We start from the raw sequence: 16,097 nt of genomic DNA on the forward strand, positions 1-16,097 counted from the left end.
GCTTTCGCTGACCGCGTAGCCCCGGGAGGGGTGAGCTACCGCTCACTGGAGGCACGCTTCAGCGATTTGTCGGGGCCAGAGACTATTGTGGATAGCGTCGTTCCGACGATTTGAGGAGTTTTAACAACCGTGGCCAAAAGCGCTGACTACAACGCCCGACACCTATCCGTCCTGGAGGGGCTCGAGGCGGTTCGCAAACGTCCGGGCATGTACATCGGATCCACCGACTCGCGTGGACTGATGCACTGCCTGTGGGAAATCATCGACAACTCTGTCGATGAAGCCCTCGCCGGCCACGGACAGTCCATCAAGGTCCTCCTGCACCCGGACGGATCGGTGGAGATCCACGACGACGGCCGCGGCATCCCGGTGGACATCGAGCCGAAGACCGGGCTCTCCGGTGTCGAGGTTGTCTTCACGAAGCTCCACGCCGGCGGCAAGTTCGGCGGAGGCTCCTACACCGCTTCCGGCGGCCTGCACGGCGTGGGCGCCTCCGTGGTCAACGCGCTTTCGGCGCGCCTGGACGTCGAGGTGGACCGCGGCGGCAAGACCTACGGGATGCAGTTCCGCCGCGGCGAGCCCGGCCGCTTCACCGACTCGGGCAAGCCCAAGCCCGACACGGCCTTCGAGCCGTTTTCCACGGCCTCGGTCCTCGATGTGGTGGGCAAGGCCAAGCGCGGGGTCACCGGAACCCGCGTGCGGTACTGGGCCGACCGCCAGATTTTCACGCCCGATGCCAAGTTCTCCTACACGGAGCTGCAGGCCCGTGCCCGCCAGACGTCCTTCCTGGTGCCGGGCCTGAAGATCACGTTGCGCGACGAGCGCGGCCTGGCCGACACCCTGGGGGCAGACGGCCCCTACGAGGAGGTCTTCCACCACGACGGCGGGATTTCCGAGTTCGTGGAGTACCTGGCCAACGACGCAGCGGTCACCGACATCTGGCGTTTCCACGGCTCGGGTACGTTCAAGGAATCGGTGCCCGTCATTGACGAGTCCGGCCACAGCAGGATCACCGAGGTCGAGCGCACCTGCGAGGTCGACATTGCCCTGCGCTGGGGGATTGGCTATGAGACCTCCCTGCGCTCCTTTGTGAACATCATCGCCACGCCCAAGGGCGGCACCCACCAGACGGGCTTCGAGCAGGCCCTGCTGAAGACCTTCCGCAAGGTCATCGAGGCCAATGCCCGCAAGCTCAAGGTCGGCAACGACAAGATCGAGAAGGACGACGTCGGTGCCGGGCTCACCGCAGTGCTGACCGTTCGCCTGGCCGAACCGCAGTTCGAGGGCCAAACCAAGGAGATCCTGGGCACCTCCGCGGTGCGCCAGATCGTGGCCAAGGTCGTGGAAAAGAGCCTGGCGGCAAAGCTGAACTCGACCGCCAAGGGCGACAAGACCCAGGCAGCGATGCTCCTGGAAAAGGTCGTCAGCGAAATGAAGTCGCGCATCTCCGCGCGCGTCCACAAGGAAACCCAGCGGCGCAAGAACGCCCTGGAAACCTCTTCGCTTCCCACCAAGCTGGCCGATTGCCGCAGCACCGACACCGAGAAGACCGAACTGTTCATCGTCGAGGGTGACAGCGCATTGGGCACCGCCCGGCTGGCGCGTTCCTCGGATTTCCAGGCGCTGCTGCCGATCCGCGGCAAGATCCTGAACGTGCAGAAGGCCTCGGTGGCGGACATGCTCTCCAACGCCGAATGCGCGGCCCTGATCCAGGTCGTGGGGGCCGGCTCGGGACGCAGCTTTGACATATCCGCGGCACGTTACGGCAAGGTCGTGCTGATGACCGATGCCGACGTCGATGGCGCGCACATCCGCACGTTGCTGCTGACGCTGTTTTTCCGCTACATGCGCCCCATGGTCGAGGCCGGGCGGGTCTACGCGGCCGTGCCGCCGCTGCACCGGGTCGAGGTCATCAACCACGGTGCCAAGGACAACGAGATGGTGTACACCTATTCGGAGACCGAGCTGCACGAGGTGCTGGCCGCACTGGAGAAGGCCGGCAAGCGCTACAAGGAACCGATCCAGCGCTACAAGGGCCTGGGTGAGATGGACGCGGACCAGCTGGCCGAAACGACCATGGATCCACGCCACCGGACGCTGCGCCGGGTGGGGCTGGAACATGCGGAATCGGCCGAGCGGGTCTTCGACCTGCTGATGGGTTCGGATGTTGCGCCGCGCAAGGAATTCATCATCTCCGGTGCCGAACGCCTCGAGCGCGATCGCATCGACGCCTAGGGCAACAGGCAAAGGTCGGCGGGTTCCCATCGAGGGAATCCGCCGACCTTTGCTTAACGGGTGTGGTTTGGGAGGGCCAGGTGGTCAGCTGAAGAGACCCGGGGCCACCAGCATGGTGGTCGGCAGCGCCAGGAGCAGCAGCGCCGCCGCCAGGATCGTGGCGCGCAGGGCCGCGGACAGCGGCGGCTTGGGCGTCAGCAGGCGGCGCAGGCGATGCGAGGAAAGCTCCTCGGTCGGGGCGCCACCGGTCGCGGCGGCCGGCAGGGGTGCCGGGGACTTGCCGGACGGTTCGCCCAGGGCGCCGGTGGCAACCGTGAGCAGGGCACGCAACAGCACCGGGGCCTTGACCTCGCGCAGGGCTGCGTCGTCGGCAAGCATCTCGACCAGCTCCTGGACGGCGGCCAGCGACAACTTCGAGGTCGGCAGCCACGGCAGGGCGTCGTTCCACGAAGCGAAGGCCAGCAAGAGCAGGTCATGGCGTTGTTCCAGGTGGGCCTTTTCGTGGGCGAGGACCGCGCGCAGCTCCTCGGGGCTCAGCCGCTTGACCAGACCGCGGGAGAGCACCGTGACCGAGCCGGTGAAGCCCGGCAGGCAGTAGGCAATGGGCGTCTCGTGGTCCAGGACCAGCGTGCCGGGGGTGCCGGCGGACTCCTCGGTGAGCAGCGAAAGGATGTGCCGGTGCCGTGCCCGTTGGCGCGTGATGCGCCAGGCCGCCCGGATCAGGGTGAGGACCAGGTGGAAGCCCAGCAGGGCCGCGGTGCTCAGCGCAAAGATGTGGATGGTGCCGGGGGAGTTGGCCTCGGGGTCACCCAGGACGAGCCGAAGCCCGCCGCCAAGCGCTCCGATCAGGGTGTCGCCCAGCGGATCGAGGCCCCAAAAAAGAAGCGCTCCGATCATCGACAGCCCACCGGCCAGGGCGATGGCCTGCCACACGACCATCGCGGCAAAGGGGGATCTGGCGGTCCAGTGGGCGCGCGAAAGTGCGACGGGTATCGGCCATGCAAGAAGCAAGGCGAGTCCCGCCAGAAGATAGGACGTCAGCAGCACGTTCGGTGACCGTGCCGATCGTCGCTAGGCGTTACGTGGGGTATCGAGGAGCAGGCGCAGGGACTGGGCTTCCTCGGCGGAGATCCCGCCGATGAAGCGCGCCAGCACGGCTTCGCGATCCAGCACGGTACCTAGTGCTTCGTTCATCAAGGACACGGTGTGTTCCTCGCGGCTTGTCACCGAGGTGTAACGGTGCGGGCGGATGTCGCGTTCGCGCGCCACCAAGCCCTTCTTTTCCAGCCTGGCCAGAACCGTCAGGACGGTGGTCACGGCAAGTTCCTTGCTGTCGACGCCGCCGGGCGCCGCTAGCAGGTCGCGAAGTTCATTGGCCGTGAGCGGGGTTTCGGCATCCCAAAGTAGATCCATTACTGCGCGTTCAAGGTCGCCAAGAGTGGCCAATCTAATTCCTTACAAAGTGTTCCAGACCCCGTGCAGCTAACGCAGGGGTCAACGGGCGGCACCATGGGCACCTCCCGTTAGGCACCAGTTTACCGTGTTCGGCCCGAATGTTCTACAGTTAGTAGAAACGAGTTCTACGATACGTAGAACTCGGGGCGACGGGCCGACATTGCGCCCGCGAATTCCGGCAATGAAGGGCTTGGCATGGATGCACTGGAAATTGCCAGATGGCAATTTGGTATCACCACCGTTTATCACTTCCTGATGGTCCCTCTCACCATTGGCCTGGGCCTGGTGGTCGCGGTGCTGCAGACCGTCTGGCACCGCACCGGCAAGGAAGAATACCTGCGCATGACCAAGTTCTGGGGAAAGCTCTTCCTCATCAACTTCATCATGGGCGTGGCCACCGGCATCGTCCAGGAATTCCAGTTCGGCATGGCCTGGAGCGAATACAGCCGGTTCGTCGGGGACGTCTTTGGCGCACCGCTGGCCATGGAAGCCCTGCTGGCATTCTTCGTCGAATCAACCTTCCTCGGGCTCTGGATCTTCGGCTGGGACAGGTTGCCCAGGCGCATCCACCTGGCCGCCATCTGGATCGCCTCGCTGGCCAGCATCCTCTCGGCCTACTTCATCCTCGTGGCCAACTCCTGGATGCAGCACCCGGTGGGCACCGAAATGATCAACGGCCGGGCCGTGATGACCGACGCCTGGGCCGTGTTCACCAACAACACCGCCCTGGTCACCTTCCCCCACACCATCTTCGGCGCCTTCGCGGTGGCCGGCGGATTCCTGCTGGGCATCTCCTGGTACCACCTGTACAGGCGCCGCCAATCCGGGATCGACACCGTCGATGCCGACGGAAAGGTCGTGGTGGGGGAGTCCGCCACCCTGGGGAGGAACCGCGACAAGATCGACTACAGGGTCTGGATCAAGTCCCTGCGCATCGGTGCGGTCGTTGCCATGGTGGCCTTTGCGGGCGTTGCCCTTTCCGGCCACGCCCAGGCCCAGCTGATGATCCAGCAGCAGCCCATGAAGATGGCGGCGGCCGAAGCCGCATGCCACGACGGCACCGGATTCTCCCTGCTGTCCATCGGGGACCTGCGCAGCGGCGGGGCAACGACCTGCGACGACGTGGTCGGGGTGTTTGAGATCCCGGGACTGCTGTCCTTCCTCGCGCACGACAACTTCACCACCGAGGTCAAGGGCGTCAACACGCTGCTGCCGGAGTACCAGGAAAAGTACGGGACCCACCTGCCCGACAACCCGATCTACGGCGACCGCGCCGGAACCGAAATCAACTACCTGCCGGTCATGGAGGTCACCTACTGGGGCTTCCGCCTGATGATCACCCTCGGCGGCCTGTCGGCGGTGGCCGCCGCGGTGGCCCTGTGGCTGACCCGCAAGGGAACCGTGCCGCAAAGCCAATGGATCTCCCGGCTGGCACTGTTCGGCATGCTGGCACCCTTCGGGGCCAACTCCGCCGGCTGGATCTTCACCGAGATGGGCCGCCAGCCCTTCGTCGTGGCACCCAACCCGAGCTTCGAGGGCATCGACCAGGTGTTCATGTACACCGCCGCCGCAGTCTCCCCGGGAGTCAGCGCCGGGGAGATGCTCTTCTCGCTGATCGTCCTCACGCTGATCTACGCGGTCCTGCTCGTGGTCGAGGTCGTCCTGCTGACCCGCTACGTGCGCGGCGGCATCGGATCGGCCATGCCCGAACTGCACGACCGCCCCGACGGCAGCCAGAAGGACACCGACGTGCTGTCCTTCGCCTACTGACCTGCCGACCAACGAGTTAGGACACTTTTTCGTGGAATTCCTTCCCACCTTGTGGTTCATCCTGATAGCAGTGCTCTGGGGCGGCTACCTCTTCCTCGAGGGCTTCGACCTGGGCGTGGGCATGCTCATGAAGACCTTCGCCCGGAACGAGAAGCAACGCCGCGTGCTGCTCAACACCATCGGGCCGGTCTGGGACGGCAACGAGGTGTGGCTGATCACCGCCGGCGCCGCGACCTTCGCCGCCTTCCCCTACTGGTATGCCTCGCTCTTCTCCGCCCTCTACGTCCCGCTGGTGCTGGTGCTCGTGGCACTGATCTTCCGTGCCGTGGCGTTCGAATACCGCGGCAAGGCCCACACCCGGACCGCGCGCAACGCCTGGGACTGGGCGATCTGCCTCGGATCCTTCACCGCGGCGTTCGGTGTCGGGGCGATGCTCGCGCTGAGCACCACCGGACTGCCGCTGGACGCCAACGGCGACCGCGTCGGCGGGCCCTTCGCCTGGTTCAACATGTATGCGGTCCTGGGCGGGATCGGGGTCGTCGCCTTCTGCCTGGTCCAGGGCCTGGCATTCCTCGGGTTGAAGACCGACGGGGAGATCCGCACGCGGGCCGCCCGGATCCTGGCCCGCTGGCTCCCGCTGGCACTCCTGCCGCTGGCCGCGTGGGCGGTGGCCGTGGTGCTGCTGAACCACAGCGCCACGGCACTGGCCCCGCTGGGACTGGCCGTGTGCGCACTGGTGTTCGCCTGGATCCATGCCCGCAAGACCAACGAGGGCCTGGCCTTCACCGGGATGGGCATCTTCCTGCTGGCAGGGGTGGCGGCGATCTTCACGGCCGCCTACCCCAACGTGCTGCCCTCCACCATCGACGCCGCCTACAACCTGACCGTCGCCAACGCATCCTCCAGCCCCTACACGCTGGGGCTCATGAGCATCGTGGCGGCGTTCGGGCTGCCGCTGGTGCTGGCCTACCAGGGATGGACCTACTGGGTGTTCCGCAAGCGCATCAGCGAGGCCCACATCCCCGACGCCCACGCCGTGACCCCGATCGTCTGAGCACCGGCAGGAGAAGACCCACGCCATGAAACCCGTACTGCCCGCAGGGACCGGATCGCGTATTGTGCTGGCACTGCTCGCCGGGCTGGCAGCGCTCAAGGCCATCGGGCTGATCCTGCTCGCCGATGCCCTGGCCACGGCCATCGCCCAGCTGGCCGGCACCGGCACCGCCGATGTGCAAAGGCTGCTGGCCCTGGGGCTTGCCGGCGCGCTGCTGCGCGCCGGCGCCGTCTGGGGCACCCAATTCGCGGCACGGCATGCGGGGCTTGGGTCCAAGGAGAAGCTGCGCGGGCAGCTCATGAACGCGGGCCTGTCCGGAAACGGTGCGGAAACCGGATCGGGCCAGGACCACGGGGCACTTGCGGCCCTGGCCAGCCGCGGGCTCGACGGATTGGACAACTACTACACCAAGTACCTGCCGGCCGTGGTCGCCGCAATGGTCGTCCCGGTCATGGTCGTGGCGCGGGTGCTGGTGGCCGACTGGGTCTCGGCCCTGGTGATCGTGCTGACCTTGCCGCTGGTTCCGGTGTTCATGATCCTCATCGGCCTGCATACCGTCGAACGGGTCAAGGCGGCCGCCGCCGGGCTGGACCGGCTGTCGAACCAGCTGCTTGAACTCGCCCAGGGCCTGCCGGCGCTGATCGGCCTGCGCCGGGCCAAGGGCAAGGGCCGCGCCCTGGCGCAGGTCTCCGAGGGATACCGGGAAAGCAGCATGAAAACCCTGCGCACCGCATTCCTTTCCGGCCTTGCCCTCGAACTGATTGCCACGATCTCGGTGGCGGTGGTCGCGGTGTTCATCGGCGTGCGGCTGGTCTACGGGCACATGGGACTCGAAGCCGGGCTGCTGGCGCTGGTCCTGGCCCCGGAGGCCTACCTTCCGCTGCGCGAACTCGGTGCCGCCTACCACGCCTCCGAGGACGGGGTCGAGGCGCTGGAACGCAGCGAAAAGTTCATCGCGGGCGGCACCCCCGAACCGGCTGCAGGTGCCACGAGGTGCCCGTCCGCGGCGAACGTGCTTGAAATCCGCAACCTCACGGTGCGCCACCCCGGACGCACCGAACCGGTGTTGGAAAACCTTGACCTCGAGCTTGGGCGCGGCCGGGTCCACGTCCTGGACGGGGCCAGCGGCACCGGCAAGAGCACGCTGTTGCATGCGGTGCTCGGGCAGCTTGCTGCAAGCGGCCTGGAGGGCAGCATCGCCGTGCGCCCCGAACGTGCCGCCTGGATCTCCCAGCACCCGCGGTTCACCGAGGAAACCGTGCGCGGCGAAATCATGCTCCACGCACGGAACCTGCTGGATGAAGCGGGCCTCGCCAGGGTGTGTGAAGATGCGAACATCACCCACCTGGCCGAACGCAGGCTCGTCGATTGCAGCCCGGGGGAATTGCGCCGCGTCGCAGTGGCCCGGGTGCTGGCCCGTGTTGCCACGGATCCCGACGTCGAACTGGTCCTGGCCGACGAACCGACGGCGCACCTCGACGAGGTCTCGGCCGCCCGCATCAGGGCGGCACTGAATCGGCTTTCGATTGGCTGTGCACTGCTCGTGGCAACCCATGACCGCGCGCTGGCGGCCTCGCTGCGCGGCCGGGATGCGCCCGCCGCCAGCCGTCCGGGGCCCCAGACCGGTTCGCAGATCCCGCGCCCGGGTGCACCCGAGCTCCGCTTGGACCAGGCGCCCGCTTCCAAGCGCACGCTGTGCCACTGGAACCTGCTGCGTTCGCTGCCGTGGTTCCGGGGCGGCCTGGGCCTGGGGTTGCTGCTGGCGGTGCTGGCCGCGCTCTTCGGCGTGGGCCTGACCGGGATTTCCGGCTGGCTGATCGTCACAGCCAGCCACCAGCCGCCCATGCTCCACCTGATGGTCGCCATCGTCGGGGTGCGCACCTTCGGCATCGGCCGCTCGGTGCTCCGCTACGCCGAACAGCTCAAGATCCACGATGCGGTGCTGCGATTCTCCGGCAACCTGCGCCAGCGGCTCTGGGATGCGCTTGTCGCCCAACCGAAGATGTGGGGCGGGCTCACCCGCTCCGGTGCGGCGCTGGGACACCTGGTGGCCGAGGTCGACGAGGTCCGCGATGCGGTTCCGCGGGTGCTGGTCCCGCCGGTTGCCGGCGTGGCCACCTGGGTCGTAGTCAGCATCGGGATCGGTTTCTGGGCGCCGCAGGCCCTGTGGCTGTCGCTGCTGCTGGGCGTGCTCGCCTTCGCCGCGCTTCCGCTGGCAGTGCTGGCCGCCGAAAAGCGCACCACCATTGCCGTGAGCGAACACCGCATCTGGCTGGGCTTCAGGGTCCCGACCCTGTTGCGGGCCGCGCCCGACCTGCGCGCCAACCATGCCGCAGGCACCGCCCTTGCGCGGTTCGCCGGTGAAGACGCCGAGGCGACGGCATCGCTCCGGGCCACGGCCCGCGGTGCGGGCCTGGCCCAGGGCGGCGCAGCCTTGCTCAGTGCCGTCGCCGCGGTGCTGGCCGTCGCCGTGACAACCGGCGGGGGAGAGGCAGCAGCCGTTGCCGGGCTGCTGCTCCTTGCCCTGGGCGAACCGATCGCCAACACCGCAACCTCGGTCCAGCAGCTGCCGCAGCTCGACGACGTGCTCAAACGCGTGTGGGCCAACATCGAGGCTGCCCCGGTTCACGCCCCGCCCGTGGACGAGGAAGCCCCGAGGCAGGACGGAGCCCGGCAACCCGCCATGGGCATCCGGCTCTCCAATGTCAGCGCGGGCTGGGATGAAAGCCTGCCGGTCATTGAACACGCAGACATCGAGGTTGAGGCAGGTCGCTGGGTGGGCCTGACCGGGGAATCCGGAGCCGGCAAATCAACCATTCTTGCCACGTTCCTGGGGGCCCTTCCGCCACTTGGGGGAACGGTGCAGGTCAAGCACCGCGGCGGCCGATGGATGGAAGCAACCCCCGCCGACCTGGCCGCGGTGTCCTGGTGCCCGCAGGAGGCGCATCTCTTCGATTCCACGGTCCGCTCCAACCTGTGCCTGGGCCGCGGCCTCGAGGATCAGCCCGGCGACGGCGAGCTGGTGGCCGTGCTGGAGCAGGTGGGCCTGGGCCGGTGGATTGAGGCACTGCCCGGCGGTCTGGAGCAGCGCATCGGTTCCGGCGGACACCACCTCTCGGGCGGGCAGCGCCAGCGCCTGGCCGTGGCCCGCGCACTGGTCGCCCGCTCCGCGGTGCTGCTGCTCGATGAGCCCACTGCCCACCTCGGTGCCGATGAGGCAGTGGAACTCATGGAGGACCTGCGCGGGGCGCTGCGCGACCGCGCGGTGCTCGTTGTCACCCACGATGCCACCGTTGCGGCCCTCGCCGACAACGTCGTGGACCTGGCCGAGCTGAAGACCGGGGTACCGGTGGGCGTCTAGGCGCCGCGGCCTGCATCCCGGGCCAAGGCCACCGCCTCGGCCCGGGATACAGGCCTTTGGCTTGGCAAAGGCACTCGAGACATGGTTGCGCACCGGGGCCCCGTCCCGGCGCCGCCCGAGGGCGGCCTGGACCGGGGATGCGTCGAAATCGTCGGCATTGAACGTGCTCACCACACCGTCATAGCCCCACAGCGTGGGCATCGACGCCGCACCGTTGCCGGAGTTCCGGCATTTGTCGAGGTTGTCGTGGACGATGGTGCGCAGTTGGCGCGCGACGGTGCGTTGGATGGTCTCGTCGTCGCGGATTTTGATGTACCAGTTCACGTGGCCGGCCACCGGCAGCGCCGCGACAAGGAACAGTGCGACGCCGCAGTTGGGCATCGGCGTCCGGTCCTCCGGGTCCATGGCGCCGGAGCCGGCGGAGGGGATGAGCAGCAGCCCGATCGGCGCTACCAGCCGGCCCGCCATGGCGGTGATCCTCGGCAGGGGGAGTGTTTCGGCGTTGTCCGGGTCCCGGTTCGGCCGGCGCGTGGACCACCGGGCCACGGCAGTGGCCGGGAGCACGACGGACATCACGGTTCCCGGCAGGATCCATCGGTCTTCGGCCATGGGGACACCGCTATCCGCCGGGGGCTCACACGCCGGGAGTTTCGCCGGCTTCACGACCTGGCCGGGGGGCCTGGGTGGTCCGGGGCAGGCCCCCGGACCACGCGGTTGGCGGTTCAGCGGTGCTACTCGTCGAGCAGCGAGTCCTGGACCGCGACCCGGCGGGCGGGCTCGACCTCGACCACGCCCGAATCGGCAAAGGGCAGGGAGTCCTGGTCGGGCGCGACCAGCGGCGCTCGCTTCGAGGATCCGGGGGGCGGCAACTGCCCCTCCGGCTCCGAGGCGCCGTTGGCCTCGTTCCCCCCGGCCGCCGGGGTGCCGCCGAGCAGGTCGATGCCCTGGGCCAGCGGAACGCCCGAGCCGTCGCGCTTGGCGTACTCGGTCGGCAGGGCCCGCACCACGCCGGCGGCGGAGGACGCCCGCGCCGGGCCGGCACCGGCAAAGGCCAGTTCCAGGTGGTCCTCGCCCTTCAGGAAGCGGTGCGCCCGCACCCCGCCGGTTGCCCGGCCCTTGGCCGGGTACTCGGCGAAGTCGGTGACCTTCACCGAGTGCGAGGCGGTGCCCGGCAGCGTATTGGATCCCGTGGCGATCGAGACGAAGACCGGGGCCTGGGCGTCGGCCTCGAGGACGCCGAAGAAGATCACCGCGTCATCGGCACCCAGCTTGATCCCTGCCATGCCCCCGGCGGTGCGGCCCTGGGGGCGCACCGTGGAGGCGGCAAAGCGCAGCAGCTGCGCACCGCGGGTGGCGAAGACCAGTTCCGCATCGTCCTCGCCCACGGCGGCGCCGATGACGGTGTCGTTGTCCTTGAGCGTGATCGCTTCCCACTCGTCGCGGTTCAGCGGGTAGTCCGGGGCCAGCCGCTTGACCACGCCGTTGGCGGTGCCCAGCGCCACGACCTTGTTCAGCGGCACCAGGGCGACCATCTTCTCGCCCTTGGCCAGCTGGGCGAACTCGTCGACCCTCACTCCGCCGGTGAGCTGCGGGAATCCGTGGGCCGGGGGCAGCAGCGGCAGGTCAACGACCTGCAGGCGCAGCATCCGGCCGGTGGATGTGATCCCGCCGATCTCCCCGCGGGCGCTGGTGGCCACCACGGAGGAGAGCACATCGTGCTTCACCCGTGCCCCGGCGCCGTCCAGCGGGTCGGCCGAGGACATGCGGGCGACCTGGCCGGTGGCCGAAAGCAGTACCCGGCACGGGTCATCGGCGATTTCCAGGCTCAGCGGGGCCGCCTTGCCGGTGGTGGCCACCGCCGGCAAGGCGGTTCCCTTCAGCGGGGACCCGGACTCGGATTCCAGCAGCACGGTCCGGCGCGGGGTGGCGAACTTCTCGCTCATCTGGGCCAGCTCGCCGGAAACCAGGTCGCGCAGCAGGGTGTCGGAGTCCAGGATCGCCTTGAGTTCCTCGATGGCCGCGCGCAGTTCCCCGGCTTCCTTCTCCAGTTCCAGCCGGGAGAACTTGGTCAGCTGGCGCAGGCGCAGCTCCAGGATGTGGTTGGCCTGAAGCTCGGAAAGGTCGTAGATGGCCATCAGGCGCTCGCGGGCCTGGGCGGTCTCGTCGGAGGAGCGGATGATCGCGATGACCTCGTCGATGTCGACGATCGCGATGAGCAGGCCCTCGACCAGGTGCAGCCGGTCCAGCTTCTTGGCCAGCCGGTGGCTGGTGCGGCGGCGCACCACCAGCAGCCGGTGCTCCACGTACACGGTGAGCAGCTCCAGCAGCCCCAGCGTGCGCGGCTGGCCCTCGACCAGGGCCACGTTGTTGATGCCGAAGGAATCCTCCATCGGGGTGAACTTGAACAGCTGGGCCAGCACCGCGTTGGGGTTGAAGCCGTTTTTCAGCTCGATGACCAGGCGCAGCCCGTGGTTGCGGTCGGTCAAATCCACCACGTCGGCGATGCCGGTGAGCTTCTTGGCGTTGACCGCGTCCTTGATCTTCTCGATCACCTTTTCCGGGCCGACCATGTACGGCAGCTCGGTGACCACCAGGCCCTGCCGGCGCGCGGTGATCTGCTCCAGCTCCACCTTGGCCCGGGTCTTGAAGGTGCCCCGGCCGGTGCGGTAGGCGTCGCGGATCCCGTCCAGTCCCACGACCCGGCCGCCGGTGGGCATGTCCGGGCCCGGGACGAACTTCATGATGGCCGCCAGGTCGGCGTCCGGGTGGGCAATCAGGTGCCGGGCCGCGGCGATGACCTCGCCGAGGTTGTGCGGTGCCATGTTGGTGGCCATGCCCACGGCGATGCCGGTGGTGCCGTTGACCAAAAGGTTCGGGAAGGCGGCCGGGAGCACCGACGGCTGCATGAACTGGTTGTCGTAGTTGGGGACGAAGTCCACGACGTCCTCGTCCAGGTTCGCGGTCATCGCCACCGCCGAGGCACCCAGGCGCGCCTCGGTGTAGCGCGGGGCGGCCGGGCCGTCGTCCAGCGAACCGAAGTTCCCGTGCCCGTCGATCAGCGGAAGGCGCAGCGCGAAGCCCTGGCTCATGCGCACCATCGCATCGTAGATGGCGGTGTCGCCGTGCGGGTGCAGCTTGCCCATGACCTCGCCGACCACGCGGGCGCTCTTCACGTGCCCGCGCTCCGGGCGCAGGCCCATCTCGGACATCATGAACAGGATGCGCCGCTGCACCGGCTTGAGCCCGTCGCGGGCATCGGGCAGGGCGCGGGAGTAGATCACCGAGTAGGCGTACTCCAGGAAGGAGCCTTCCATTTCCTTGGTCACATCGATGTCAACGATGTGTTCCACGAAATCCGCGGGCAGTGGTTCAGGCTTTTTGCGCGCCATATTGGGTGTGAATCCTCGATTCGGTACTGATGCCCGGCCTTTGGCAAGGCCAGGTTCATGTTCATGCTGCGGTTCCGGCGCGTCGATCCAAGTGCCGGAGTCGCGGCGGCCGCTAGGCTAAGCCTATGGTGGATGGTCGTAAACCCGGTGAATATCCGTCCCATTGGGAAGCGGACGTTGTCTTGCGCAATGGCTCGACGGCACATCTACGCCCGATTCAACCAACCGACGCCGACAATTTGCAAAAAATGCATCGGAGCCAGTCGGAATCCTCCGTCTACATGCGCTATTTTACGTACAAATCTGCGCTAACGGCCAAAGAGCTCAAACGCTTCACCGAAGTCAACCACGTGGACCGGGTCGCTTTCGTGGTGATCCGCGGCGAGGACATCATCGGGGTGGGCCGCTACGACCGGCTCGACGACCCCGCCGAGGCCGAGGTCGCCTTCAACATTTCCGACACCTACCAGGGCATGGGCGTGGGCTCGATCCTGCTCGAACACCTGGCCGCGGCGGCGCGCGAGAACGACATCGAGCGCTTCTCCGCCGAGGTGCTGCCGGAGAACCGGAAAATGCTCACGGTCTTCGCCGAGGCCGGCTACGCGGTGGCGCGGCACTTCGACGAGGGCGTGGTGATGCTCGAGTTCCCCATCGACCCCACCGAGAAATCCCGGGCGGTGATGGAATCGCGCGAGCACCGCGCCGAGGCCAAGTCGCTGGCCGGGCTGCTGGCCCCGGCCTCCATCGCGGTGATCGGCGCCAGCCGCGAATGGGGCACCATCGGGCACACGCTGCTGCACAACATCATCGAGGGCGGCTACACCGGAACCGTGTACGCGGTGAACCCGCAGACCTTCGAGCTCGGCGGGCTGGCCAGCTACGCCTCCGTGGCCGAAGTCCCCGGACCCATCGACCTCGCCGTGGTTGCCGTTCCCAAGGAATCAATCCACCAGGTCATCGCCGAATGCGCGGCGGTGGGTGCCAAGGGGCTGCTGATCGCCACCGGCGGCTTCGAGAAGGACGGCGAATCCGGGCTGGCGCACCAGCGCGACCTGGTCCGCCTGGCCCGCGCCAACGGCATGCGCGTGATCGGCCCCGCCTCCCTGGGCCTGGTGAACACCGATCCGGCCACCTCCATGAACGCCTCGGTGGCCCCGGGCATGCCCAAGCGCGGAACCTTGGGGCTGTTCAGCCAATCCGCCGCCGTGGGCGTGCTGCTCTATGCTGCCTCGGTGCGCCGCGGCGTCGGGGTCTCCTCGATCGTCTCGGCGGGGAACCGGGCCGATGTCTCGGGCAACGACGCCATGCAGTTCTGGGAGGACGACACCGCCACGAGCGCGGTCGGCCTGTACCTGGAATCCTTCGGCAACCCGCGCAAGTTCTCCCGCATCGCCCGCCGGCTCTCGCACTCCAAGCCCGTGATCGTGGCCAAGTCCGATGTCATGGGACTGCGCCTGCCCCCGGGCCACGCGGTGCGCACCACCCAGGCGCCCGCTGCCGCGGTCGATGCGATGCTGCGCCAATCCGGGGTGATCCGGGTGCGGACCAACGAGGAGTTGTTGGAGGTCGCCCAGGTCGTCGCCGCCCAGCCGCTGCCGGCCGGAAACGGGATCGCGGTGCTGGCCAACTCCGCGGCCCTGGCCTCGGTGGTCGCCGACGCCGCCGGGCAGAACGGGCTTGAAGTCGCGGTTTCCGATGCGGACATCGCCCTGCACGACGGGGCCTCCCGCGCCCTGCCGCGGCTGGCCGCGGCCCTGGTGCGGGCGCTGGAAAACCCGGCGGTGCATTGCGGGATCATCACGTTGCTGCCCGAACCCGGGCTCACCAACGCCATGCTGGCCAGGGCCCTCCGCGAGGCCGCGGCACCCTCGGGCAAGCCGGTGGTTGCCGTCTTCACCGGCCTGCTGGACCCGGAGTCCACCGCCGACGGGCTGCTCGATGCCGGCACGGATGCCCACGGGCGCGGCCACGGGCTGCCCTGCTACTCCAGCCCCGGGGTCGCGGTCAACGCGCTGGCGGCCATTGTCCGCTATGCGCGCTGGGTCGCCCGGGCCCACGGGGAGGTCATCGCCCCGGAGGGCATCGACGTGGCGGCAGCCGCGGACTTCATCGAGGACGCGCTGGGCGCGGTTGTCGGGGTGGATTTGCTGCACCTGTCCAAGGCGCAAGCCGCGGAGCTGCTGGGCCACTACGGGATCCGGGTGCTCGAATCCGCCGGATTCGAGACCGCCGACCAGGCCGTTGCCGCCGCCGCGCGGCTGGGCTGGCCGGTGGCCATCAAGGCCCGCGACGAACACCTGCGCCACCGCCTGGATCTGGGCGGGGTCCGGCTGAACATCACCGATGAATCCTCGCTGCGCTCGAACATCGCGCACATGCGCGAAGTCCTGGACCCGTACGGGGCCACCGACCTGGAGATCCAGTCCATGGCCCCGGCCGGCCAGGGCTGCGTCATCCGCGCGGTCGAGGATCCGCTGCTGGGCCCGGTGGTCTCCTTCGGGCTGGCCGGGGACGCGGTGAACCTGCTCGACGACTGGGCGCACGGGATCCCGCCGCTGACCACCACCGACCTCTCGGACCTGGTGGGCACCCCGCGGGCCGCGGCCCGGCTGCGCGGCTACCAGGGGCTTCCCGCGGTGGACCTGGCGGCGATCGAGGACCTGGTCAACCGCGTGGCGACGCTGAAGGACAACCACCCGGAGGTGTCCTTGCTGGAGATCAATCCGGTCATGGCCAACGCCAGCGGCACGGTGGTGCTCGGCGTGGACACCTGGCTGGGCAACGCGGAGCAGCGCACCGATTCGGCCCGGCGGGCCATGAGCCACTGAGCCGT

The 16,097-nt window shown here is 68.3% G+C and carries 8 protein-coding genes; 5 read left to right on the plus strand and 3 right to left on the minus strand.

The features are described 5' to 3' along the window. Window positions 1-129: 129 nt before the first annotated feature. Window positions 130-2,235 (plus strand): DNA gyrase/topoisomerase IV subunit B, encoded by a 2,106-nt coding sequence (locus tag J2T21_RS11385; protein WP_307581489.1) that lies wholly within the window; start codon window positions 130-132, stop codon window positions 2,233-2,235. Between the two features lie 84 nt (window positions 2,236-2,319). Here J2T21_RS11385 and J2T21_RS11390 read toward each other — a convergent pair whose 3' ends face one another. Both J2T21_RS11390 and J2T21_RS11395 read right to left on the minus strand, forming a co-directional pair. Then, window positions 2,320-3,282: a M56 family metallopeptidase gene (locus tag J2T21_RS11390; protein ID WP_307581490.1), complete on the minus strand. Its 963-nt coding sequence runs from the start codon at window positions 3,280-3,282 to the stop codon at window positions 2,320-2,322. A gap of 24 nt (window positions 3,283-3,306) precedes the next feature. Next, a complete protein-coding gene (locus tag J2T21_RS11395) occupies window positions 3,307-3,681 on the minus strand; it encodes a BlaI/MecI/CopY family transcriptional regulator (protein WP_113760959.1) in 375 nt (124 codons plus the stop codon). A gap of 204 nt (window positions 3,682-3,885) precedes the next feature. Here J2T21_RS11395 and J2T21_RS11400 point away from each other — a divergent pair, with 204 nt between their 5' ends. The 3 genes from J2T21_RS11400 to cydD are packed head-to-tail and all read left to right on the plus strand — an operon-like array spanning window position 3,886 to window position 9,875. Continuing rightward, the gene (locus tag J2T21_RS11400) at window positions 3,886-5,460 is read left to right on the plus strand and encodes a cytochrome ubiquinol oxidase subunit I (RefSeq protein WP_307581491.1); all 1,575 of its coding nucleotides are present in this window, start codon (window positions 3,886-3,888) and stop codon (window positions 5,458-5,460) included. 31 nt (window positions 5,461-5,491) lie between these two features. After that, window positions 5,492-6,514 (plus strand): cytochrome d ubiquinol oxidase subunit II, encoded by a 1,023-nt coding sequence (gene cydB, locus J2T21_RS11405; protein WP_307581492.1) that lies wholly within the window; start codon window positions 5,492-5,494, stop codon window positions 6,512-6,514. A 25-nt stretch (window positions 6,515-6,539) separates the two neighbouring features. Continuing rightward, window positions 6,540-9,875: a thiol reductant ABC exporter subunit CydD gene (gene cydD / locus J2T21_RS11410; protein ID WP_307581493.1), complete on the plus strand. Its 3,336-nt coding sequence runs from the start codon at window positions 6,540-6,542 to the stop codon at window positions 9,873-9,875. 731 nt (window positions 9,876-10,606) lie between these two features. Here cydD and J2T21_RS11415 read toward each other — a convergent pair. Continuing rightward, complete coding sequence (locus J2T21_RS11415; RefSeq protein WP_307581494.1) at window positions 10,607-13,264, minus strand: DNA gyrase/topoisomerase IV subunit A; 2,658 nt, start codon at window positions 13,262-13,264, stop codon at window positions 10,607-10,609. Between the two features lie 125 nt (window positions 13,265-13,389). On the opposite strand from J2T21_RS11415, the gene J2T21_RS11420 reads away from it, so the two are divergent. Beyond that, the gene (locus J2T21_RS11420) at window positions 13,390-16,092 is read left to right on the plus strand and encodes a bifunctional acetate--CoA ligase family protein/GNAT family N-acetyltransferase (RefSeq protein WP_307581495.1); all 2,703 of its coding nucleotides are present in this window, start codon (window positions 13,390-13,392) and stop codon (window positions 16,090-16,092) included. The last annotated feature ends 5 nt before the right edge of the window (window positions 16,093-16,097 follow it).

It is taken from the genome of Paeniglutamicibacter psychrophenolicus, assembly GCF_030812255.1.
Classification (GTDB): domain Bacteria; phylum Actinomycetota; class Actinomycetes; order Actinomycetales; family Micrococcaceae; genus Paeniglutamicibacter; species Paeniglutamicibacter psychrophenolicus_A.